Origin of the sequence: Agromyces sp. PvR057 (assembly GCF_040547485.1) — a bacterium.
Taxonomy (GTDB): domain Bacteria; phylum Actinomycetota; class Actinomycetes; order Actinomycetales; family Microbacteriaceae; genus Agromyces.
Genome location: NZ_JBEPPT010000001.1, coordinates 1014723 through 1037831 on the forward strand (window position 1 = coordinate 1014723; position 23109 = coordinate 1037831).

A 23109-nucleotide genomic window follows, 5' to 3' on the forward strand; every position below is an offset into this window, starting at 1 on the left:
GCGTCGCTCGCGACGCCTTTCAGCGCCACGACCCGAGTGGTCGGCGCGCTGCCGAACCGCACAGACACGCGGTCGTCTCGCACTCACTCTCGAAAGGGACACGGCTTTGTCCGCCACCCAGCACCACCACCACCAAGATCCCGCCGCCCCCAACGCCGTGCGCGCGCTCTGGCGCCTCCGCGTCTTCATCGGCCGGGCCGCACCCGCGTTCGTGCTGAGCGCGGTGTTCGCCTCTGCCGGCCAGCTCATCGGCCTCTCCATCCCGCAGGTGCTCGAGTCGATGGTCGACGGCCCGCTCGCCGACGGCGAGGCGGCCGCGGTCGTGCCGTTCGCACTGCTCATCTTCGGCCTCGGCGTGCTCGAGGCCCTGTTCTACGCGCTCCGTCGCTGGGTGGTCGTCGGCCCGGGCACGCGCGTCGAGTCGCGCATGCGCAACGCCCTGTACGCCAAGCTGCAGGACCTGCCCGTGAGCTTCCACGACAAGTGGCCGAGCGGCCAGCTGCTCTCGCGCGCCGTCAGCGACCTCGGCCTCGTGCGCCGCTGGCTCTCGTTCGGCCTCGTGTTCACGTTCGTGAACCTGCTGACGATCGTCGTCGGCATCGGCATCCTCGTGTCGATGAACTGGATGCTGGGGCTCGTGTTCCTCGTCTGCGCGATGCCGCTGTGGATCATCGGCTACCGGTTCGAGGGCCGCTACTCCGAGATGTCGCGGCTGAGCCAGGACCAGGCGGGCGACCTCGCGACGGCGGTCGAGGAGTCGGTGCACGGCATCCGCGTGCTGAAGGCGTTCGGGCGCGGCAAGCACGCGCTCTCGAGCTTCCGCAAGCAGGCGGAGTCGCTGCGCAGCACCGAGATCGAGAAGGCTCGCCTCGACGCGAACATCTGGGCGTGGCTGCTGCTCGTGCCGGCTCTGTCGGTCTCGCTCTGCCTCGGCCTCGGCATCTGGCTGACCGCGAACGGCGAGCTCAGCGTCGGCACGCTCGTCGCGTTCTTCGCGACCGCGACGATGCTCGCGTGGCCGATCGAGTCGATCGGCTTCCTCCTGGCCTTCGCGCTCGACGCCCGCACCGCGACCGACCGCTTCTTCGAGGTGATCGACAGCGAGAACACCGTCGTCGACCCCGAGGTGCCGCGCGTGCTCGGCGAGCCGGTCGGCGCGCTGAGCTTCACCGACGTGCGGTTCCGCTACCAGGACTCGCCCGAACGGTTCGGCGACCTGCTGCAGGGCGTCGACCTCGACATCCGGCCCGGCGAGACCATGGCGCTCGTCGGCCTCACCGGCTGCGGCAAGACGACGATGACCGCGCTCACCACGCGCCTCTACGACGTCACGGGCGGCTCGATCACGCTCGACGGCGTCGACGTGCGCGCGTTCTCGCGTGAGGAACTGCGTCGGCACATCGCGATGGCGTTCGAGGACGCGACCCTCTTCAGCGACTCGGTGCGGGCGAACGTGCTGCTGGGCCGCCCCGGGCTCGAAGGCGAAGCCGCCGAGCAGGTGCTGCACGAGGCGCTGCGCATCGCGCAGGCCGGCTTCGCGTACGACCTGCCCGACGGCGTCGAGACGAAGGTCGGCGAAGAGGGCATGAGCCTGTCCGGCGGTCAGCGCCAGCGACTCGCGCTCGCTCGGGCCGTCGCGGCCAAGCCCGCCGTGCTCGTGCTCGACGACCCCCTGTCGGCGCTGGATGTCGCGACCGAGGCGAGGGTCGAGGCCGAGCTCCGCGCGGTGCTCGCGTCGACCACCGCGCTCATCGTCGCCCACCGGCCCTCGACCGTGATGATGGCCGACCGGGTCGCACTGCTCGAGGACGGCCGCGTCACGGCGGTCGGCACGCACTCCGAGCTCCTCCGCGAGAGCGAGCACTACCGCTTCGTCATCTCGAGCCTCGAAGACGACGCCGCGAACCAGCCGGGCTTCGGCGAGGTCGATCCCGACCGGTCCGAGGCATCCGACCACCACCCGAGAACGTCAGGGACCCAGATCAGCGAAGGAGCCGCATCATGAGCGTGACCGGCGTCCAGGGCGAAGAACGCCTCGACTACACGAAGGCCGAGTCCCGCGAGATCCGCAGGCGCTCGCTGCGCCTGCTCGGCTCGCTGCTGCAGCCGCAGCGCACGCGTCTGTGGTTCACGGCCGCGGCGATCGTGCTCTCCTCGGCCGCGCAGGCCGCCGGCCCGGCGATCATCGCGTTCGGCATCGACAGCGGCATTCCCGCGCTGCTCGAGCAGAACTGGTTCCCGGCGGGCCTCTCGGCCCTCGCGTACCTCGGCACCGGCCTCATCGGCGCGTTCATGATCGCGATCTACATCCGCCTCTCGGCGCGGGTCAGCCAGGCCGTGCTCATCGACCTGCGCACGCGGGTGTTCCTGCACACGCAGAAGCTCAGCCTCGAGTTCCACGAGTCGTACACGTCGGGGCGCATCATCTCGCGTCAGACGAGCGACCTCGATGCGATCCGCGAGCTGCTCGACGAAGGCCTGACCCTGCTCGTGCGGTCGTTCATGTACATGCTGTTCACGGCGATCATGCTCGTGCTGCTCGACCCCCTCTCCGGTCTCGTGCTGCTCGGCGCGATGATCCCGATGAGCCTGCTCACGAGATGGTTCCAGGTGCGCTCGCAGGCGCTGTTCCGTCGCTCGCGCGTGGCGTCGGCGAGCCTCATCGTGAAGTTCGTCGAGACGATGACGGGCATCAGGGCGGTGCAGGCGTTCCGCACCGAGAAGCGCAACGAGGACGAGTTCGGCGAACTCGTCGAGGACTACCGCGACGTGAACGCGAAGGTGCTCGGCCTCTTCGCCGTGTTCAACCCGGGTCTCGCGTTCGTTGGGGCCACCGCGGTCGCCGTGACCATCCTGTTCGGCGGGTTCCGCGTCGCCGAGGGCAGCCTCGCGATCGGCGTGCTGCTGGCCGCGGTGCTCTACGTGAAGCGCTTCTTCGACCCCATGGAAGACGTGGCGGTGTTCTACAACGGCTACCAGTCGGCGTCGAGCGCGCTCGAGAAGATCTCGGGTGTCCTCGAGGAGGAGCCCAGCGTGCCCGACCCCGCGCACCCGGTCGACCTCTGGAAGGCGTCGGGCCACGTGCGGTTCGAGAACGTCGAGTTCGCGTACACGCCCGATCGCGTCATCCTGCCGCGCTTCGGCCTCGACCTGCCCGCCGGGCAGACGATCGCGCTCGTCGGCTCGACCGGCGCGGGCAAGACGACCCTCGCGAAGCTGATCGCCCGGTTCTACGACCCGAGCGACGGCGCGATCGAACTCGACGGCGTCGACCTGCGCTCGCTGCACCCGAAGGACCTTCGCCGGGCGATCGTCATGGTCACGCAGGAGGCGTACCTCTTCTCGGGCTCGGTGGCCGACAACATCGCGCTCGGGAAGCCCGACGCCTCGTTCGACGACATCGTCGCCGCCGCGAAGGCGGTGGGCGCGCACGAGTTCATCGAGGGGCTGCCGAACGGGTACGACACCGACGTGAACAAGCGCGGCGGCCGCGTGAGCGCGGGACAGCGCCAGCTCATCTCGTTCGCCCGTGCGTTCCTCGCCGACCCGGCCGTGCTGATCCTCGACGAGGCGACGAGCTCGCTCGACATCCCGAGCGAGCGACTCGTGCAGGAGGGGTTGCAGACGCTGCTCGCCGACCGCACCGCGATCATCATCGCGCACCGCCTGTCGACGGTCGCGATCGCCGACCGGGTGCTCGTCATGGAGCACGGCCGCATCGTCGAGGACGGCGCGCCCGCCGACCTCATCGGCGGCGAGGGCCGGTTCGCGGCGCTGCACGCGGCCTGGCGCGACTCGCTGGTCTGAGCCCCCAGGTTCGATACGGCCGCCCGCGGCATCCGTCTCCTCCATGAGCGGATGCCGCGGGCGGCCGTCGGCGTGCGGGTGCGCGCTCGCCGGGGGCCGCCGCGGGTGGCCGCGCGCTCGGCGACGGTCGGCGCGGCTCAGCGCGTCACCGCGTGCCCGTCGCGGCCGACCACGTGGATCGGCGTCGGATCGATGCCGTTGAACCGGGTGGCGGTCGCCGACGTGTAGGCGCCCATCATCGGGCTCACGAGCAGGTCGCCGGTGGCGAGCGGCGGCAGCGACAGCCCGCGCGCGATCACGTCGACGCTGTCGCACGTCGGTCCGGCGAGGGTGACCCGCTCGTTCGAGCGCTCCCGCAGGCGACGGACGGCGCGCTCGGCGCCCTCGTCGGCCGGCGGCCGGTACGCGAGCTCCGACGCGGCGAACACCAGCGCGTGCACGCCCTCGGCGGGGATGTTCGAGTAGGCCCCGTACAGGCCGTCGTCCAGGTGCGCCCAGCGACCGTCGACCCGCGTCGCCGTGCCGATCACCCGGGTCACGAGGGTCATCGCGGGGGCCGCGACGAACCGTCCGGGCTCGATGATCACGCGGTAGCGCGCCGGAACGGCGGCGAGGGCGTCGCGGATCCCGTGCGCGAGCACCGCGAGCGCCGGCACCGGCTCGTCGTACGCGACGGGGAACCCGCCGCCGATGTCGAGCGTGTCGAACTCGACGCCCAGTCGGCCCTCGACGTCGCGCATGAGCCGCAGCGCGCGGGCGATGGCGCGCCGCCACGGCTCGGCGCTCGTGGTCTGGCTGCCGACGTGGAACGTGAACCCGGCGACGTCGAGGCCCGCGCGCAGGCAGTGGGCGACGAGGTCGGGCGCCGCCTCCGGCACGACGCCGAACTTCGAGGAGAGGTCGGAGACGGCATCCGGGTTCGGGAACGAGAGCCGCACGAGCACGCGCGCGTCCGACGGCAGGCCGGCGAACTTGTCGACCTCGCCGGGGTCGTCGACGACGAAGGTGCGGACGCCGCGAGCGTACGCGCCCGTCAGCTCGGCGATCGACTTCACCGGGTGGGTGTGCACGCAGCGCGCGACGTCGACGCCCTCCGCCTCGAGCAGGTCGAGTTCGCCGCGCGAGGCCACGTCGAAGCTCGCGCCGAACGCGTCGACGGCGCGGACGAGCTCGGGATGGGGGAGCGCCTTCAGGGCGACGTTGATCTCCACGCCGGGCAGGTGCCGGCGCAGTTCGAGCAGTTGCGAGGTGATCCGGTCGGCGTCGAGCACGAGCAGCGGCGTTCCGTGCCGTTCGACGAGGCCGGCGAGGTCGAGGCGTCGCGCGTCCTCGGCGAGCTGCCGCCGTGCGAGTTCGCGATGCGGCGGCACCTCGGGCGCGGCACCGACGTTCGTCGCGGCGCCGTCTGCGTCGGGGCGGCCGGTTGCGGTTCCCGCCGGCCCGACGGTGCCGCGTCGCGCGGCTCGGCGCTCCGCCGGCGTCGGGCGCCGGCGGCGGACCCCTGACGGTCCTCGGTCGGCATGGCGGCCGTGCTCGGTGGTGGTGACGGTCATCGTGGGGCTCCAGTGGTCAGCGGCCGATCGATCGGCCGGAGGATGGCGGTGGGGGAGGGTCGGCCTGCCGCGGCGGCGGCGGAAGCGGAAGCAGAAGCAGAAGGCAGCACGATCCGCCGGCCGAGCTCGAACGACACGATCGCGATCGCGTAGAAGACGGCGTCTGCGGCGAGCTTGCCGAGGAGCCACGCGCCCGGGTTCGCGCCCCAGACGGCGCCGGCGGCCCAGAGCAGGGCGGGTCGGACGAGCACGGAGTCGACGACCTCGGCCGGGCCGAACTCCACGGCGACGCTGCGCAGCGTCAGCCCCGAGGTGGCGAGCGCGGCGCGGACGCCGCCGCCGAGCCGCAGCACGCGATCGGAGGCTGCATGGCCGCGAGCGGTCCGCACCACGACGATCGCGTAGTAGCCGACGGACTCGGCGAGGCTGCCCACGAGGGCGGCGACCGCGAGCGAACCCGACGCGTCGAAGGCGAGCCACGCCCCGACCAACGCCGCGATGGTGCCGCACACCTCCAGCGGGAGGTAGCGCAGCAGCCACCCACGTGCCCGGGCGCGGTTCGAGGTCATGGCATGAAGCCTCCGCGAGGCGGAGGAGCGCGGCATCCGTGCCTCCACGCATTCGGCGTCTGGGCTGGCACTGAGTCGCCCGACACGGTGCACGCCGCGACGACCGGTTCTCGACACCCCTAGTTTGGGGGTACTGCGCTCCGACGCCGTGGCGGTATGGTCGCCACAGCGGGCGAGCCCCCGCTGCTTGCGTGCCTGACGACCGGAGGGTGCACCCGATGAACGATGCCCGCCCGTTGCGCGTCGCGATCGCCGATGACGCCCTCCTGCTGCGTGAAGGCATCGCGAAGGTGCTCGAGGGCGGCGGCATCCAGGTCGTCGCCTCGGTCGGCACGGGCGACGAACTCGTCGAGGCCGTGCGCGGCGGCGGCATCGACGCGGCGGTCCTCGACATCCGGATGCCGCCCACGCACCGCGACGAGGGCGTGCGCGCCCTCGAGACCATCCGCGCGAGCGGCTCGACGATCGGCGTGCTGCTGCTCTCGATGTACGCGACGCCCGAGTACGCGCTGCGCGTCATGCAGGCGGGCAGCGGCACCGGCTACCTGCTGAAGGAGCGCGTCTCCGAGCCCGAGACGCTCGTACGGGCCGTCGAGACCGTGGCGTCCGGCGGTTCGGTCGTCGACCCCGAGGTCGTCGAGCAGCTCGTGAAGCGCACGCGCGCCGACGACCCGATCTCCAGGCTCACCGAGCGCGAGCGGTCGGTGCTCGAACTCATGGCGCAGGGGTACTCCAACGGAGGCATCGCGCAGACCCTCTTCCTGGGGCTGAAGACCGTCGAGACGCATGTGCGGAGCATCCTGCAGAAGCTCGACCTCGAGGAGTCGCCCGAGCACCACCGGCGCGTGCTCGCCGTGCTCACCCTCCTCGGCGAACGGTGATGGCCCCCGGCCGCAAAGGCCGGATCGTCAGGCGCACGCTCACCATCACCATCGCGGTCGCCCTCAGCCTCGCGATGGAGATCGGCGGCTTCCTCGCGACGCCCGCCCCCGAGCATCCCGAGGTCTCCTATACGACCCTGCACGCCCTCGTGCCGCTCGTGTTCGCCGCGTGCGCGGGCGTCGCGTGGCAGATCGGCCCCGCGCGCACCCCAGCCCGGCTCATGATCGCGTTCGTCGTGCTCTGGATCCCGCAGTCGATCTACTACGTCATCGGCGGATGGCAGTGGGTGTGGCCCGTCGTGCGCGGCGTCGACCTCGCGTGGGCGGTCGTGGCCGGCGTCCTCGTGCTCGTCTATCCGAAGGGCGGCCTGAGCGGACGGTTCGACCGGTGGATCGCCGGCATCGCGATCGTCTCGTTCATCGTCAACCTGCTCGTCGTCGTGCTCTTCGCCGGGCCCGACGCGAACCCGTGCGGCTGCTCGCCGAACGGATACCAGCTCGCCGAGGCCCCGCTGCTGTTCGCCGTGACCGACATCGGCTACCGCATCATCGGCGTCGGACTCGCGCTCGTGATCGCCGGGCGCCTGCTCGTGCGCTGGGTGCGCGCGAGCGTCCCCGCCCGCACGGTCGCGTTCCTGATGCCCGTCGCGCTGTTCGCGTGGGCGACGACCCTCGCGGCCCAGGCCGTCGCCTACGTCTTCACGCCCACGACCGACATGGTGCTCCGCACGGTGTCGCTCATCGCGATCGCCTCGATCCCGGTGAGCTTCGACGCCGGGGTCTCGCACGCCCGCAACATGCGCGCGCGGGTCGCCGACCTCATGCGCATCACGCGCGAAGGCGCCGACCGCGGCCTCTGGGCGGAGTCCCTCGCCCGCACGCTGCGCGACGCCTCGGTGCGCGTCTTCTGGTGGGACGAGGCCAGAGGCAGATATGCGGATGCCGCGGGCGACCCCATCTCCGACGAGGACATCGGCTCGCGGGCGGGCCACAGCATCCTCCCGGTGTCGTCGCCCCTCGGCGCGCCGATCGCGCTGATCCGCCACGACCGGGTGCTCACCGACAACATGCGGCTGCTCGACGGCGTCTCGAGCGCCCTGCGCCTCTCGGTCGACAACGGCCGCCTGCGCTCCGAGATCGAGCGCACGCTCGAACAGGTGCGCCAGTCGCGCCAGCGCATCGTCGAGGCCGGCGTCGAGGCGCGGCGGCGCATCGAGCGCGACCTGCACGACGGCGCACAGCAGCACCTCGTGTCCCTCGGCATGCAGCTCCGGCTGTCGGCGAACGCCGCGAGGACCGCAGGCGAGACGGGGCTCGCCGACGAGCTCGAGCAGACGATCCTCACCCTGAACCAGGCGCTGCGCGAACTCCGCGAACTGGCGCACGGCATCCACCCGAGCCTGCTCAGCTCCGGCGGGCTCGTGCTCGCCGTGCCCGAGCTCGCCGGTCGATGCCCGGTCCCCGTCGAGGTCGAGGTGCAGGGCGAGGGCCGGCTGCCGGAGCTCATCGAGTCGACCGCCTACTTCGCCATCGCCGAGGCGCTCGCGAACGTGGCCAAGCACTCGTGGGCGACGAGGGCGTGGGTGCGCGCCCACGTGGTCGACGGCGATCTCGTGCTCGAGGTCCGCGACAACGGCGTCGGCGGCGCGTCGGTCGACGGCGGCACGGGCATGCTCGGCATCGGCGACCGCATCGAGGCGGTCGACGGGAGCCTGACCGTCGAGAGTCCGCCGGGTGCGGGCACGACCCTCACGGTGCGGATCCCGCTCGGCGAGGCCCGGTGGGGCGCAGCCGCCTGGGGCCTCTGATCCCGGACGGCAACCGGCGGGCAGGCGAGCAGTCGATCAACCGATCACCCGATCACCCGATCAGGCGCGCCAGCGGGCCGTGCGCAGGTCGATGCGGTAGCCGTCCTCGTTCGCGGCGGGCAGCAGCGGCGTGCCCTCGGCCTCGTAGTGCGGCCGTGCGGACTCGGCGTGCCCGGCAGGCGGGCGGCCGCCCGCGCGGATGACGCGCCACCACGCGACGTCCGACCCGTGATGGGCCATGACGCTGCCGACGGCGCGCGCTCCACGCGACCCGAGCAGCGCGGCGACGTCGCCGTACGTCGCCACCTGCCCTGGCGGGATGTCGGCGACCACGACGAGCACGGCCTCGACGAAGCCCACGGGGTGCTGCGGCATCCGCTCGCCCACGATGGTCGGTGCCCGGCCGGGGATCAGGTGCGGAGCTCGGCGCTCAGAGCGCGAGCGCGCCGATCACGTCGCCGTACGCGGTCTCGCCGACGTCGGCGAAGCCGATGCGGTGGAAGAACGCCTCCGGACCGTCTTCGCCCGGCTCCCAGAGCACGGTGATGCGGTCGAAGCCGCGACGCTTGGCCTCCTGGGCGAGCGACTCGGCCAGGAACCGTCCGACGCCCTTGCCCTGCGCGCCCGCGTCGACGTTGATGCGCCAGATGCAGGCGCGGAACTCCTCGTGGGCGTTCTCGGGGTCGAAGTTGCCGTGGATGAAGCCGACGACGCGGTCGTCGAGCGTGACCACGCGCTGCCACGACGTGATCGGATTCACCACCGAGGCCTCTGCCGAGTAGGTGACCGGAGCGATGAACTGCTCCTGGCCCGGCTTCAGCGAGAGCGTGTTCGCCGCCACGATGTTCGACGCGGACAGTTCTTCCAGTCTCAGCTCAGCCATGCTGCCAAGGCTAACCTGTGGGGAGCCGGAGTCGGTAGCGATGGCGTCATGAACACTCGGCGCGGCCTCCGATCAGGCCCGGGATGTCTCGATGTCAAGATATTCCGACCGACGAGGTAAACTCATCGGTGGCGTTCGCGCGCCCGCTCGAGGCTTCCTCGAATCTTCCCGAACGACCGCAAGGAGACCACCCAACGTGTCCAAGATCAAGGTTGAAGGCACCGTCGTCGAACTCGACGGCGACGAGATGACCCGCATCATCTGGCAGGCCATCAAGGACCAGCTCATCCACCCGTACCTCGACGTGAACCTCGAGTACTACGACCTGTCGATCCAGAAGCGCGACGAGACCGACGACCAGATCACGGTCGACGCCGCGCACGCGATCCAGAAGCACGGCGTCGGCGTCAAGTGCGCCACGATCACGCCCGACGAGGCGCGCGTCGAGGAGTTCGGCCTGAAGAAGATGTGGCGTTCGCCGAACGGCACGATCCGCAACATCCTCGGCGGCGTGATCTTCCGCGAGCCGATCATCATCTCGAACATCCCGCGCCTCGTGCCCGGCTGGAACAAGCCGATCATCGTCGGCCGCCACGCGTTCGGCGACCAGTACCGCGCCACCGACTTCCGCTTCGAGGGCGAGGGCACGCTCACGATGACCTTCACCCCGAAGGACGGCTCCGAGCCGCAGCAGTTCGAGGTCTTCCAGTCGCCGGGCTCCGGCGTCGCCATGGGCATGTACAACCTCGACGAGTCCATCCGCGACTTCGCCCGTGCCTCGCTCAACTACGGCCTCTCGCGCAACTACCCCGTGTACCTCTCGACGAAGAACACGATCCTCAAGGCCTACGACGGCCGCTTCAAGGACCTCTTCCAGGAGGTCTTCGAGGCCGAGTTCAAGGAGGCGTTCGACGCCGCCGGCCTCACCTACGAGCACCGCCTCATCGACGACATGGTCGCGGCATCCCTCAAGTGGGAGGGCGGCTACGTCTGGGCGTGCAAGAACTACGACGGCGACGTGCAGTCCGACACCGTCGCGCAGGGCTTCGGCTCGCTCGGCCTCATGACCTCGGTCCTGGCCACGCCCGACGGCAAGGTCGTCGAGGCGGAGGCCGCGCACGGCACCGTCACGCGCCACTACCGCCAGCACCAGCAGGGCAAGCCGACCTCGACGAACCCGATCGCCTCGATCTACGCCTGGACGCGCGGCCTCGCGCACCGCGGCAAGCTCGACGGCAACCAGGAGCTCATCGACTTCTCGCTGACCCTCGAGGACGTCGTCATCAAGACGGTCGAGTCGGGCGCCATGACGAAGGACCTCGCGGCCCTCGTCGGCCCCGAGCAGGCCTACCAGACGACCGAGGAGTTCCTCCAGACGCTGGCCGACAACCTCAAGGCCCGCATCGCGGCATAGCCGACGGGTCGCACACGAGGGGCGGATGCTGCGGCATCCGCCCCTCGTGTCGTCTCCCGGCGCGCCGCGACATCCGCGGCCACGCCCCGCGGGTCGGCCGCACCACCCGCGGTCGGGCGGGAGGATGGGGGCATGGCCCGCATCCTGACGCTCGCCCGTCGCTACTGGGCGGTCACGCTCACCATCGCGATCGGATGCCTCGGCATCGTGCTCGCGATGGCCGGGGCGGGGGCCGCCGTGGTCTGGATCTTCAGCGGGTACGCCCTCGCCATCGCGACATGGCAGGCCGTCGGCATGGTTCGCGACATGCTCCGCGGGCACTGGGGCCTCGACGTGCTCGCGATCACGGCGATCGTCGCGACGGTCGCGGTCGGCGAGTACATCGCCGCGCTGCTCGTCGTGCTGATGCTCACGGGCGGTGAGGCGCTCGAGGATTATGCGAACCGCCGCGCCAAGCGCGAGCTGGACGCCCTGCTCACGCGGGCGCCGCAGCTCGCGCACCGCGTCGAGGGTGACTCGATCGTCGACATCCGCGCCGACCAGGTGCGGCCGGGGGACGTGCTGCTCGTGCGGCCGAGCGAGATCCTCCCGGTCGACGGCACCCTGCGGTCGGCCGAGACGACGCTCGACGAGTCCTCGATCACGGGTGAGAGCGTGCCCGTCGAGAAGCGCACGGGCGATGCCCTGCTGAGCGGCGCGGTGAACGGGTCGACCGCGGTCGAGATCGTCGCGACGGCGACCGCGGCGCGCAGCCAGTACCAGCAGATCGTGGCGCTCGTGGCAGAGGCCGCCGAGTCGAAGGCGCCCGTCGTGCGCCTCGCCGACCGGTACGCGGTGCCGTTCACGGTCTTCTCCCTGGCGCTCGGTGCCGTCGCCTGGTGGGTCTCGGGCGACCCCGTGCGCTTCGCCGAGGTGCTCGTGCTCGCGACACCGTGCCCGCTGCTCATCGCCGCGCCCGTCGCGTTCATCGGGGGCATGAGCCGCGCTGCGCGAAATGGCGTCATCGTCAAGGGCGGGGGAGTGCTCGAGCAGCTCTCCTCGGCGAAGACGGCCGTGTTCGACAAGACGGGCACGCTCACGCGGGGCGAGCCGACGCTCGTGGCGATCCGCGCGGCAGGTGGCGTCGGAGCGGACGAGGTGCTCGCCGCCGTCGCCACCGCCGAGCAGTACTCGTCGCACGTGCTCGCAGCCTCGTTCATCGCGGCGGCGCGCGATCGCGGCCTGCCGCTGGGTGAGGCCGAGTCGGCCGAGGAGACCGCGACGAACGGGGTCCGGGCCCGCATCGACGGGCGGGAGGTCGTGGTCGGCAAGTTCGCCTTCGTGCGCGAACACGCACCGGACGCCGTGCGCACCGTCATCGCCCCCGGCGAACTCGCGGTGTACGTGGCGATCGACGGGACGTACGCGGGTGCGCTGCTCGCGAGCGACCGGGTGCGGGACAACGCCCGTGCCACGCTCGCGGAGCTCGCGGAGCTCGGGGTGCGGCGGACGATGATGCTGACCGGCGACGCGCAGGCGACGGCGGAGCACATCGCAGCGGAACTCGGCATCGGCGACGTGCGTGCCGACTGCCTGCCCGCCGACAAGGTGCAGGAGGTGGCCCGCATCGCCGAGCGGCCCGTGATCATGGTCGGCGACGGCGTCAACGATGCGCCCGTGCTCGCCGCGGCCGATGTCGGCATCGCGATGGGGGCCAAGGGCGCGACGGCGGCGAGCGAATCGGCGTCGGCCGTGATCCTCGTCGATGACCTCTCCAGGGTGGCCAAGGCGGTCCGGATCGGCCGCGATACCGTCCGCATCGCGCTGCAGAGCATCTGGGTGGGAATCCTGGTGAGCGTCGCACTGATGCTCGTCGCCGCGTTCGGTGTGATCCCCGCGACCGTGGGAGCGATCCTGCAGGAGGTCGTCGACCTCATCACGATCCTCGCAGCGCTGCGCGCCATCGGCGGGCGACTCGATGCCGAGGCCTCGCGCGAGGCGGCATCCGGCGCCGCGGCCGAGGTCGTCGCGCGCTGATCACGGTTGGATAACGGGCAGGAAAAGCTCTGGCGAACGGTTGCAATTCGTTTGTTCGTAAGCTTTACTAACAAACATGTCAACGGAGGCGCAGCGAGGTCAGATCCTCGAGAGCCCGACCCCCACCGGGGTCGGCGCAGACGTGCTCACCGCGCCGTTCGACAACGCGCCGATCTTCACCAGGTCGCGTGCCCTGCGTCCCACCGGCAAGGTCCTTCCGGAGCACGCACGCAGCCACAACCGGGCGCTCGTGCTGCAGACGCTCTACACGATCGGCCCCCAGAGCCGGGCCGACGTCGCCCGCGAGACCGGCCTCACCCGCGTCACCGTCTCCGACCTGGTCGCCGAGCTGATCGCCGAGGGCCTCGTCGTCGAGCTCGGGCAGCGCGAGGACTCCCGCCCGGGCAAGCCGGCGATCCTCATCGACGTCGATCGCGTCGCGTTCCAGATCATCGGCATCGACCTCTCCGACCACGAGCGCTTCCTCGGCGCGATCGTCGACCTCGACGGCGGCATCGTCGCGCGGGCCGAGGTGCCGCGCGACGGCGCCACCGGCGACGCCGCGGTCGCCCTCGTCGACGCCCTGGCCGCCCGGCTCGTGGCCGCCGCGACCGCGCCCGTGCTCGGCATCGGCGTCGGCTCGCCCGGTGTCGTCGACCCGCAGGGCGTCATCCGCTCGGCGCCGAACCTCGGCTGGCAGGACCTCGACCTGCAGGGTCGCCTGAACGCCGCCTTCGACCTCCCCGTGCACGTCGGCAACGACGCGAACGTCGCCGTGCTCGCCGAGCACGGCGTGTCGACCGCCGACGACCTCCTGCTCGTCAAGGTCGGCCACGGTGTCGGCGCCGGACTCATCATCGGCGGGCGCCCCGTGATCGGCGGCGGATTCGCCGCGGGCGAGATCGGCCACGTCACCGTCGGCACCGACGGCGGCCCGCGCTGCGCGTGCGGCAAGCACGGCTGCCTCGAGACCTGGCTCGCCGTGCCCCGGCTCACCGCACAGCTCGACGCCGTCGAGGCGGGCGAGCACGCGGCATCCGAGCGCGAGGCCATCCTCACCGAGGCCGGCCGCCGGCTCGGCATCGTGCTGGCACCCGTCGTGGGTGCCCTCAACCTGTCGGAGGTCGCGCTCAGCGGCCCCGCCGAACTGCTTGACGGCCCCCTCGCCCTGGCGGCCGTCGAAACGCTCCGGACGCGGACGATGGCGGAACACAACCGTGATCTGAGGCTCCGGATGACCGAGCAGGCGCAGGACATCGTCCTCCGCGGCGCGGCCGTCATGGTCCTCTCCGGACAACTCGGGGTCTCCTAGGCCCCACGCACCAAGGGTGCAGCGAACCCCCGCTGCCACCCACATCCCATGAAAGGAAACGCAAATGAGGAAACTCGGCATTGTGGCCCTCGGCGCCGCCGCTGCCCTGACCCTCGCCGGCTGCAGCACCGGTGGCGGCGAGTCGACGTCGGCTGACGGCGGCGAGATCACCGTCTGGGTCGTCGGCACCGACACGCCCAAGGATGCGCGCGCGTACCTCAAGGACACCTTCGAGTCCGAGAACGACGGCTGGACCCTCACGGTCGAGGAGAAGACCTGGGCCGACGTCAGCGACACCTACGCGGCAGCCCTCCAGTCGAACGACTCGCCCGACGTGGTCGAGGTCGGCAACACCCAGACCGCGAGCTTCGCGGACCAGGGCCTCTTCCTCCCGCTCGACGACTTCGCGACCGACGACTACCTCCCGGGCCTCGTCGAGTCGGCCACCTACGACGGCGACCTCTACGCCGCTCCGTACTACGCCGGCGGACGCATCGTCTTCTACAGCCAGCAGATCCTCGGCGACACCGCGGTCCCCACGACGCTCGACGAGTACGTGGCGACCGGCAAGGCTCGCAAGACCGACACCCTCTCGGGCATCTGGGCTCCGGGTCGCGACTGGTACAACGCGCTGCCCTACGTCTGGTCGCACGGCGGCTTCATCGCCGAGCAGGACGGCGACACCTGGAAGGCCGGCTTCTCCAGCGAGGGCGGCATCGAGGGCCTGACCCAGCTCCAGGACGTCTACCTGAACGCGTCCAACGCGGCCAAGGACGGCGACGAGACCGACCCGCAGGTTCCCTTCTGCGCCGGTGAGGACCTCTTCCTCTCCGCGCCGGCATGGGTGCAGTGGTCGATCAACGCTCCGGCCGACGCCGACGCGCCCGGCTGCCCCGACACCTACGGTGCCGACCTCAAGGCCTTCGCCCTCCCGGGCGCCGAGGCCGGCGAGACCGCCCCGATCTTCGCCGGTGGCTCGAACGTCGCCGTCGCGACGAAGAGCGCCAACCCCGAGCAGGCCCGTGCCGCGCTCGACATCATGGCGAGCGCCGGCTACCAGGACCTCCTGGCCGCCGGTGGCCTGACGCCGGGCCTCACCGCCTCGGCGGCGAACCTCCCCGACACCGAGATCGCCAAGGCCCAGGCCGTGGCGCTCGAGAACTCGAAGGTCACCCCGACGACCCCGAAGTGGGCCGAGGTCGAGGCAGCGCAGATCATCCAGGAGGCGCTCGTGAAGATCGCCCAGGGTGGCGACGTGACGTCGATCGCGACCGACCTCGACGCGCAGATCGAGGACATCCTCAACAGCTAGCCTGTCGAGCCCGACGCGGGGGGCGGAGACCCACACAGCTCCGCCCCCCGTTCCCCTGCCGGGAATCGTCCCGCCCCCGTACCATCAGTCCCACCCGCGATCCCCTCGCGACCACCCCGAGGAGCAGCCGATGAGCGCAACCCTCACGGAACACGACGCAGCGCCGCGCACGCCCGGTACCCGCCCTCCGCGACCCGACACCGCCGCGGGCCGCAGCCCCAGGAAGAAGAAGTTCCCCTTCGCGCCCTGGATGCTGCTCGCCCCGAGCATCGTCCTCCTCGCCGTGATGGTCGTCTACCCGACGATCGTCATGTTCATCACGTCGTTCACCGACCTCCAGATCAAGAACAAGATGCTCGGCACGCCGGCGAACTTCGTCGGCTTCGACAACTACCTCGAGGTCTTCACCGAGTCGGACTTCCCGGCGGTGCTCGCCCGAAGCCTCGCCCTCATGGTCATCCTGACCGTGCTCATCGTCGTCGGCGGCATGCTGATCGCCCTGCTGATGCTGAAGCTCACGAAGGGCTGGCGGCTGCTCGTCTCCGTCGGCCTGCTGCTCGCCTGGGCGATGCCGCCCCTGTCGGCGACCGTCGTCTTCGGCTGGATCTTCGACACCGACTACGGCATCGTGAACTGGGCGCTGAACACCATCACGCAGTCCAACGACTTCCGGGGTCATTCCTGGCTCATCGACCCGCTGTCGTTCTTCTTCGTGCTCATCCTCATCGTGGTCTGGCAGGGCATCCCGTTCGCGGTGTTCACGCTCTACGCCGGCCTCGGCCAGGTGCCGGAGGAGGTGCTCGAGGCGTCGCAGCTCGACGGTGCGAACGCCTGGCAGCGGTTCCGGCTCATCGTGCTGCCGTACCTCCGCAACGTCATCACCGCGGTGATCGTGCTCGAGACCATCTGGAACCTCCGCATCTTCACGCAGGTGTACGCGCTGCAGCAGCAGGGCGGCATCGCGTCCGAGACGAACGTGCTCGGCACCTACCTGTTCCGTCAGGGCCTGGGCGAGTTCGGCGTGACCGCCGCCATCGGCGTGTTCATGGTGATCCTGCTCATGGGCATCTCCTACTTCAACGTCCGCAACAGCCTGAAGGAGGAGACGGCATGACCACCCAGATCTCTCCCGCCGTCCAACTCGCCGAGACGCCGGGGCGCATGACGCCCCGCACCCAGAAGCCTCGCCGGACCCTCCGCAGTCGCGCCCCGCGGGCCGTGATCAACACGGTCGCGATCCTCGTGTTCCTCTGCTCGGTGTTCCCGGTCTACTGGATGGTGAACATGTCGTTCACCCCGCCGAACCAGATCATCAGCCGCAACCCGAGCTTCTTCCCGGCCGAGTTCACGATGAAGAACTACGTGACGGCCTGGACCCGCGAGGCGGCGCCCGGTCAGACCGACTTCCCCCACGCCCTCGGCTCGAGCGTCATCGTCGCGATCGCCGTCGTCATCGTCTGCGCGATCTTCGCGTTCCTCGCGTCGATCGCGATCGCCCGGTTCGCCTTCCGCGGCCGCTACGTGTTCATCGTGAGCGTGCTCGTCGTGCAGATGGTGCCCGGCGAGGCCATGATGTTCACGATCTACAACATGATCGACGACTGGCGCCTCATGAACACGCTCATCGGGCTGTTCATCGTGCACCTCGCCTCGGTCGTGCCGTTCACGATCTGGACCCTCCGCGGGTTCGTCGCCGGTGTTCCCGCCGAGCTCGAGGAGTCCGCCCAGATCGACGGCTGCACCAAGGCGCAGGCATTCTGGAAGGTCACGTTCCCGCTGCTCGCTCCCGGCCTGGTCTCGACGGGCATCTTCGCCTTCATCCAGAGCTGGAACGAGTTCACGATGGCGCTGCTGCTCATGAAGGGCTACAACCTCACGCTCCCGCCGTGGCTGAACTCCTTCCAGTCCGCCACCGAGGCGACGAACTGGGGTGCCGTCATGGCCGGATCCACGCTCATCGCGCTGCCCGTGGTGATCTTCTTCCTCTTCGTGCAGGGACGCATGACCGGCGGCCTCGTGAGCGGAGCCGTCAAGGGATGAGCGCGCAGCACCACACCGACGCGGGCGCCGACCTGCGCCGGGACATCCACACGACCCTGCTCCCCGGCTTCGCCGGGACGACCGCGCCCGACTGGCTGCTCGCCCGCCTTCGAGGCGGACTCGGCGGCGTGTGCGTGTTCGGTCCGAACATCGTCGACGCCGCGCAGCTCCTCGCGCTCAACGCGAGCCTGCGCGACGCGAACCCGCTCGCGGTCGTCGCGATCGACGAGGAGGGCGGCGATGTCACCCGCCTGTTCTACGACCGGGGCGCGCCGTACCCGGGCAACGCCGTGCTCGGCCGACTCGACGAGACCGAGCTGACCGAGCGGGTCGCCCACGAGGTCGGCCGGGCGCTCGCGGCCACCGGGTGCACCGTCACCTTCGCACCCGACATCGACGTGAACTCCAACCCCGACAACCCGGTCATCGGCGTGCGCAGCTTCGGCGCCGACCCAGAGCTCGTCGCGCGGCACACCTCGGCGTGGGTCCGCGGCGTGCAGTCCACGGGCGTCGCCGCCAGCGCGAAGCACTTCCCGGGCCACGGCGACACCGCGACCGACTCGCACCTCGCGCTGCCCGTCGTCGACGTCTCGCTCGAGACGCTTCGGGAGCGCGAGCTCGTTCCGTTCCGAGCCGCGATCGCCGCCGGCACCCGAACGATCATGACCAGCCACATCCTGCTCCCGCAGCTCGATGCGGAGCATCCAGCCACCCTCTCTTCCCGCATTCTGCAAGGCCTGCTCCGCGGGGAGCTGGGGTTCGAGGGCGTCATCGTCAGCGACGCCCTCGACATGAAGGGGGCGAGTGGCGTGCACGGCATCCCCGAGGCGGCCGTGCTCGCCCTCGCCGCCGGTTGCGACCTGCTCTGCATCGGCTCCGACAACTCCGACGCGCAGCTCGACGAGATCGTGGCCGCGGTCGAGGGCGCGGTGGCCGCGGGTCGCCTGCCCGCAGCGCGCATCCGCGAGGCCGCGTCCCGCGTGCGGTCGCTCAGCGCCGATGAGCCGTCGATCCCGGCTGCGGTCGCGGTCGTCGAGCCCGCGCATGACGCCGAGGAGCTCACGGCCTTCGCCGCGTCCTTCGAGGTGTCGGATGCCGCGCGCACGCGCCTGGCGTCGGCATCCCGCATCGGCACGGTCGTGCGCGTCGACACGGTGGCGAACATCGCGGTGGGCGTCGCGCCGTGGGGTCCGTTCGCGAGCTCGCTCGTCGAGGGCGTCCCCGAATGGTTCGAGGATGCCGCGGTCGTCCGCGTCGCCGACGGTTCGCCGCTCGACCAGGTCGCCGACCTCGCGGGCCCCGTGCTCGTCGTCGGCAAGGACCTGCACCGGCATCCGTTCGCCGTCGACGCGATCGAGCGCCTGCGCGCCGGGCGCGACGACGTCGTGACCGTCGACATGGGCTGGCCGTCGAACGATCGCGCCTACGCCGACGTGTCGACGTTCGGCGCCTCGCGGCTCATCGGCTCGGCCCTGCTCTCGTTCGTCGGGTCGGCGCTCGCCCCCGAGACGGCGGGCGTCGCATGAGGCTCGGCATCGACATCGGCGGCACGAAGACCGCCGCGGTCGCGATCGGCGCCGACGGCGAGCTGAGCGACCTCGTGTCGCTGCCGACCGGCTTCGGGGCTCCCGAGGTCGTGTCGACCGCGCTCCAGGTCGTGGCGCGCATGAGCGAGCTCGCCGGGGTGACGGCCGCGTCGTTCTCGTCGATCGGCATCGGCATCCCCGGCGCCGTCGACAGCACGACCGGTCGGGTCGAGCACGCCGTCAACCTCGGACTCGAGGGCCTCGACCTCGGCCCGCGGCTCTCCGATGAGCTCGGGGTCGCCGTGCGCGTCGAGAACGACGTGAAGGCGGCGGCGCTCGGTGCGCACCACCTGCTCGGCGTCGCCGACGGCATCACCGCGCACTCGATGGCCTACCTGAACCTCGGCACCGGTCTCGCCGCGGGCATCGTGCTCGACGGCGAGCTCCTGCGCGGCGGACACGGGGTCGCCGGCGAGATCGGGCACATCCCGGTCGACCCCGCCGGCGTGGTCTGCGGCTGCGGTCAGCGCGGCTGCCTCGAGACGCTCGCCTCCGGGTCGGCGATCGCGCGCATGTGGCCGACCGAGCACCCCCTGCCCGCCCGCGAGCTCTTCGACGCGGCCGACGCCGGCGACGAGCGCGCGATCGAGGTGCGCGACCGGTTCTTCCGCGGCGCGGCCTCCGCGGTCCGCCTGCTCGCCCTCACGACGGATGTCGACGACATCGTGATCGGCGGCGGACTCGCGTCGCTCGGTGAACCGCTCCTGCTCGGCATTCGCCGTATCCTGAACGAATGGGCGGGGGGATCACCCTTCCTCGCCTCGACCGATCTCGCAGGGCGGGTGCAGGTCATCCCGCTCGGATTCCCCGCGGCCGCCGTCGGTGCCGCACTCGTTGGAGAACCTTCATGGCTGAACTCGTAATCGTCGAAGACGAGCGCGCGGCTGGCGACCTCGTCGCCGACTCGATCGTCTCGCTCATCCGTCGCAAGCCCGACGCGGTGCTGGGCCTGGCGACGGGCTCGACCCCGCTCGCCACCTACCGTGCACTCGCCGACCGCATCTCCGCGCAGTCGCTCGACGTGCGCGGCGTCCGGGGCTTCGCGCTCGACGAGTACGTCGGCCTTCCGGCCGGTCACCCCGAGAGCTACCGCGCCGTCATCACGCGCGAGGTCGTCGAGCCGCTCGGGCTGACGCCCGAGCTCGTGCGCGTGCCGAACGGCGAGCCCGGTTCGATCCAGCACGCCGGAGCCGACTACGAGGCGGCGATCGACGCGGCCGGCGGCATCGACATCCAGATCCTCGGCATCGGGCGCACCGGGCACATCGGCTTCAACGAGCCCGGGTCCTCGCTCGCCTCGCACACGCGCGTGAAGACGTTGACCGCGCCGACCCGCGCCGACAACGCGAGGTTCTTCGATTCGCCCGACGAGGTCCCGATGCACTGCATCACGCAGGGCATCGGCACGATCCTGCGGGCGCGCCACCTCGTGCTGCTCGCGTTCGGCGAGGCCAAGGCCAAGGCGATCGCGGCTGCGGTCGAGGGGCCGGTGACCGCGAGCCAGCCCGGATCCGCGGTGCAGCTGCACCCGCACACGACCGTGATCGTCGACGAGGCGGCGGCGTCCCTCCTCGAGAACCTCGACTACTACCGCCACGCGTGGAACAACAAGCCCGGGTGGCAGGGCATCTGACGCGTCAGCGCGGGAGCAGCTCGGGCATCGTCGCGAGGTAGGCGTCGGCGTCGAAGCCGTCGATGAGCGCTCGCTGCAGCAGGAACCCGGGCCCGAATCCGAGCACGACGGGTGCGGCACGCTTCGCCCACTCGGCCGGGTCGCCCTCGACGCGGTCGGGGTTCGCCAGAGCCCAGGCCAGGATCCCGTGCTCGAGGATGCCGCGGAGCCGCGCGAACACGCCCTGCACCATCGATCGGATCTCGGGATCGATCGCCGCGTCGCCCCAGAGCTGCACGACGACGTCGGCGAAGGGCTCCCGGCTCATGCCCCTGAGCAGGGAGGCCATGAGCTCGCCGGGCGACGGCACCGCGCCGTCGCGCCCGAGCTCCTCGAGCTCGGCCGACCGTGAGTCGAGCACGCGCTCGGCGACGGCGGTGAACAGTTCCTTCTTGCCGGCGAAGTGCCCGTAGATCGCGCCGGCGGAGAGTCCCGAGCTCTCGATGACGTCGGCCATCGACGTGCGCTGGATGCCGCGCTCGGCGAAGCTCCGCAACGCGGCCTCGATGATCTCGTCGCGGCGGGCCGCGCGATACTCGGCGGTGACCTTCGGCATCCGTGCCTCCTCGCAGCCCAAACCGAACGGGCGTTCTTGACAAGCATAGAAGCTCCACGGACAATAAAGAACGAATATTCGTTTTTATTGGAGGAACCATGTCGCATCCGGATGCCACGACGGCGCACACGCCGCTGGCGCGGGTCGCCGCGCTCGCCCTCGCGCTCGTCGCCCTCGTCGGCGTGCTCGTGCTCGCGTTCTCGTGGCCGACCGTCACGATCGACCCGAAGGATGTTGCGGTCGCGATCACCGGCCCCGAGTCGGCCGTCGCGGCGGCATCCGAGGCCATCGACGAGAAGGCCGATGGCGCCGTCGCGCTCGAGACGGTCGCCGACCGCGACGCCGCCGTGCAGGCCATCGAGCAGCGCGACGTCTACGGCGCCGTGATCCTGGGCGAGAAGCCAGAGGTGCTCGTCGCCTCCGGCGGCGGACTCGCGGTCGCGCAGCTGCTGACCGGCGTCGCCGCGAGCCTCCAGGAGGGCGTGAACGCGCAGGCCCAGGCGGCTGCGGCGGCTGCCGGGGCGCCCGCGCCCGACACCATCGTGGTCGCGGTGACCGACGTCGTGCCGCTCGCCGAGACGGACGCCCGCGGCACCGGCATCGCCACGGCGATGTTCCCGCTCGTGCTCGGCGGCATGATCGGCGGCATCGCCGTCTCGATCGTCGTCATCGGGGCGCTCCGCCGTGTGTTCGCCGTGGTCGTCTACGGCGCCGCAGGAGGCCTCCTGCTCGCCTGGATCCTCGGCGGCTGGTTCGGCTCGCTGCAGGGCGACTACTGGGCGGATGCCGCAGCCATCGGCCTGACCCTCATCGCCATCGCCGCCCCCATCACGGGCCTGGTCGCCCTCATCGGCCGCGCGGGCATCGCGTTCGGGCCCGTCGTGATGCTGCTCTTCGCGAATCCGCTCTCGGCCGCGGCCGTGCCGAAGGAGTTCCTGCTCGCACCGTGGGGCGAGGTCGGCCAGTGGTTCCCGCCCGGGGCTGCGGCGACGCTGCTCCGCGATCTCTCGTACTTCCCCGAGGCCGACGCGACGTTCCCGTGGCTCGTGCTGGGCGCATGGGCGGTCGGCGGGCTCCTGCTCTCGGTCGTCGGACACTTCCGCACCGCCGGCGGCGCCGAGCCCGACGCCGAGGCGGCGGTAGCGGCCTGAGCGCCGCGCTCGATCACGCGACGAAGGCCCCGAGATCCGGTCAGCGGATGTCGGGGCCTTCGTGCATGCGATCGACGGCGCTCAGTCGGCCAGCTGGCTGCGTCCGTGCAGGATGCCGCTCACCGCGGCGACCACGGCGAACACGATCGCCACGATGGGCTGGCCCAGGGTCCACCAGGCGATCGCGACGGTCGTGAAGATGACGATCTCGACGATGGCCCGCCCGAACACGTCGATGCGGAACACCGACTTGGGCGACAGGAACAGCGCCCACGCGAGGACGGCGAGGGCCGGAGCGGCGAGGCCGATCAGCACGCCGGGCCACGGCAGCGGGAACGACATGAAACCCCAGATGCCGAGGCTCACGAACGCGAAGAGCTCCAGCAGGAAGCGGAGGATGTCGTTCGGACCGATCTTGGGCTGGGACTGGGGGAGTGCACTGCTCACGGGAGACCAGCCTACTTCGCCCGACGGGGTGCAACCGCCTCGAACGGTGTCGAGGGCGCCGACGCCCGCGCGCGGCATCCGCTCGCCGACCGATCGGACCGA

At 71.2% G+C, this 23109-nt stretch carries 20 protein-coding genes; 14 read left to right on the forward strand and 6 right to left on the reverse strand.

What is annotated here, in order from left to right; genetic code table 11:
* Window positions 1–106 precede the first annotated feature (106 nt).
* Window positions 107–2005, forward strand: coding sequence for an ABC transporter ATP-binding protein (locus ABIC29_RS04515; protein WP_354243154.1), 1899 nt, complete (start codon window positions 107–109; stop codon window positions 2003–2005).
* A complete protein-coding gene (locus tag ABIC29_RS04520; protein ID WP_116081029.1) occupies window positions 2002–3807 on the forward strand; it encodes an ABC transporter ATP-binding protein in 1806 nt (601 codons plus the stop codon). The genes ABIC29_RS04515 and ABIC29_RS04520 overlap by 4 nt, the downstream gene beginning before the upstream one ends.
* Window positions 3808–3944: 137 nt before the next feature.
* Here the strand turns inward: ABIC29_RS04520 and ABIC29_RS04525 are convergent, their stop codons facing one another.
* Window positions 3945–5360, reverse strand: coding sequence for a type III PLP-dependent enzyme (locus ABIC29_RS04525; RefSeq protein ID WP_354243157.1), 1416 nt, complete (start codon window positions 5358–5360; stop codon window positions 3945–3947).
* Window positions 5357–5929, reverse strand: coding sequence for a hypothetical protein (locus ABIC29_RS04530; protein WP_116081031.1), 573 nt, complete (start codon window positions 5927–5929; stop codon window positions 5357–5359). The genes ABIC29_RS04525 and ABIC29_RS04530 overlap by 4 nt, the downstream gene beginning before the upstream one ends.
* A 218-nt stretch (window positions 5930–6147) precedes the next feature.
* On the opposite strand from ABIC29_RS04530, the gene ABIC29_RS04535 reads away from it, so the two are divergent.
* Both ABIC29_RS04535 and ABIC29_RS04540 read left to right on the forward strand, forming a co-directional pair.
* On the forward strand, window positions 6148–6810 hold the full coding sequence (locus ABIC29_RS04535; RefSeq protein WP_199471338.1) for a response regulator: 663 nt from the start codon (window positions 6148–6150) through the stop codon (window positions 6808–6810).
* Window positions 6810–8618 carry a sensor histidine kinase gene (locus ABIC29_RS04540; RefSeq protein ID WP_354243161.1) on the forward strand — a complete coding sequence of 603 codons (1809 nt, stop codon included), beginning with the start codon at window positions 6810–6812 and terminating at the stop codon, window positions 8616–8618. Before ABIC29_RS04535 ends, ABIC29_RS04540 begins: the two co-directional genes overlap by 1 nt.
* A 60-nt stretch (window positions 8619–8678) precedes the next feature.
* Here the strand turns inward: ABIC29_RS04540 and ABIC29_RS04545 are convergent, their stop codons facing one another.
* Both ABIC29_RS04545 and ABIC29_RS04550 read right to left on the reverse strand, forming a co-directional pair.
* Complete coding sequence (locus ABIC29_RS04545) at window positions 8679–8993, reverse strand: MGMT family protein (RefSeq protein WP_116081033.1); 315 nt, start codon at window positions 8991–8993, stop codon at window positions 8679–8681.
* A 55-nt stretch (window positions 8994–9048) separates the two neighbouring features.
* On the reverse strand, window positions 9049–9501 hold the full coding sequence (locus ABIC29_RS04550; RefSeq protein WP_055856075.1) for a GNAT family N-acetyltransferase: 453 nt from the start codon (window positions 9499–9501) through the stop codon (window positions 9049–9051).
* 196 nt (window positions 9502–9697) lie between these two features.
* Here ABIC29_RS04550 and ABIC29_RS04555 point away from each other — a divergent pair, with 196 nt between their 5' ends.
* The 9 genes from ABIC29_RS04555 to ABIC29_RS04595 all read left to right on the forward strand — a co-directional run bounded on the left by ABIC29_RS04555 (window position 9698) and on the right by ABIC29_RS04595 (window position 20814).
* Window positions 9698–10915 carry an NADP-dependent isocitrate dehydrogenase gene (locus ABIC29_RS04555; protein ID WP_116081034.1) on the forward strand — a complete coding sequence of 406 codons (1218 nt, stop codon included), beginning with the start codon at window positions 9698–9700 and terminating at the stop codon, window positions 10913–10915.
* 132 nt (window positions 10916–11047) lie between these two features.
* Window positions 11048–12931, forward strand: a complete 1884-nt coding sequence (locus ABIC29_RS04560; protein WP_354243166.1) for a heavy metal translocating P-type ATPase — start codon at window positions 11048–11050, stop codon at window positions 12929–12931.
* A gap of 76 nt (window positions 12932–13007) precedes the next feature.
* Window positions 13008–14243: an ROK family transcriptional regulator gene (locus tag ABIC29_RS04565; protein WP_116081036.1), complete on the forward strand. Its 1236-nt coding sequence runs from the start codon at window positions 13008–13010 to the stop codon at window positions 14241–14243.
* 64 nt (window positions 14244–14307) lie between these two features.
* The gene (locus ABIC29_RS04570; RefSeq protein WP_116081037.1) at window positions 14308–15555 is read left to right on the forward strand and encodes an extracellular solute-binding protein; all 1248 of its coding nucleotides are present in this window, start codon (window positions 14308–14310) and stop codon (window positions 15553–15555) included.
* 130 nt (window positions 15556–15685) lie between these two features.
* Window positions 15686–16669 carry a carbohydrate ABC transporter permease gene (locus ABIC29_RS04575; protein ID WP_354243169.1) on the forward strand — a complete coding sequence of 328 codons (984 nt, stop codon included), beginning with the start codon at window positions 15686–15688 and terminating at the stop codon, window positions 16667–16669.
* Window positions 16666–17595: a carbohydrate ABC transporter permease gene (locus ABIC29_RS04580; protein ID WP_354243171.1), complete on the forward strand. Its 930-nt coding sequence runs from the start codon at window positions 16666–16668 to the stop codon at window positions 17593–17595. Before ABIC29_RS04575 ends, ABIC29_RS04580 begins: the two co-directional genes overlap by 4 nt.
* A complete protein-coding gene (locus ABIC29_RS04585; RefSeq protein ID WP_354243173.1) occupies window positions 17592–19121 on the forward strand; it encodes a glycoside hydrolase family 3 protein in 1530 nt (509 codons plus the stop codon). Before ABIC29_RS04580 ends, ABIC29_RS04585 begins: the two co-directional genes overlap by 4 nt.
* Entirely contained in the window at window positions 19118–20044 is a 927-nt protein-coding gene (locus ABIC29_RS04590) for an ROK family protein (RefSeq protein WP_116081041.1), read from the forward strand. The genes ABIC29_RS04585 and ABIC29_RS04590 overlap by 4 nt, the downstream gene beginning before the upstream one ends.
* The gene (locus ABIC29_RS04595; RefSeq protein WP_116081042.1) at window positions 20029–20814 is read left to right on the forward strand and encodes a glucosamine-6-phosphate deaminase; all 786 of its coding nucleotides are present in this window, start codon (window positions 20029–20031) and stop codon (window positions 20812–20814) included. Before ABIC29_RS04590 ends, ABIC29_RS04595 begins: the two co-directional genes overlap by 16 nt.
* Window positions 20815–20818: 4 nt before the next feature.
* Here the strand turns inward: ABIC29_RS04595 and ABIC29_RS04600 are convergent, their stop codons facing one another.
* Window positions 20819–21409, reverse strand: a complete 591-nt coding sequence (locus ABIC29_RS04600) for a TetR/AcrR family transcriptional regulator (protein ID WP_116081043.1) — start codon at window positions 21407–21409, stop codon at window positions 20819–20821.
* Between the two features lie 98 nt (window positions 21410–21507).
* Here ABIC29_RS04600 and ABIC29_RS04605 point away from each other — a divergent pair, with 98 nt between their 5' ends.
* Window positions 21508–22560: an ABC transporter permease gene (locus ABIC29_RS04605; RefSeq protein ID WP_354243176.1), complete on the forward strand. Its 1053-nt coding sequence runs from the start codon at window positions 21508–21510 to the stop codon at window positions 22558–22560.
* An 81-nt stretch (window positions 22561–22641) separates the two neighbouring features.
* Here the strand turns inward: ABIC29_RS04605 and ABIC29_RS04610 are convergent, their stop codons facing one another.
* Window positions 22642–23007: a YrdB family protein gene (locus tag ABIC29_RS04610; RefSeq protein WP_354243179.1), complete on the reverse strand. Its 366-nt coding sequence runs from the start codon at window positions 23005–23007 to the stop codon at window positions 22642–22644.
* Window positions 23008–23109: the final 102 nt, after the last annotated feature.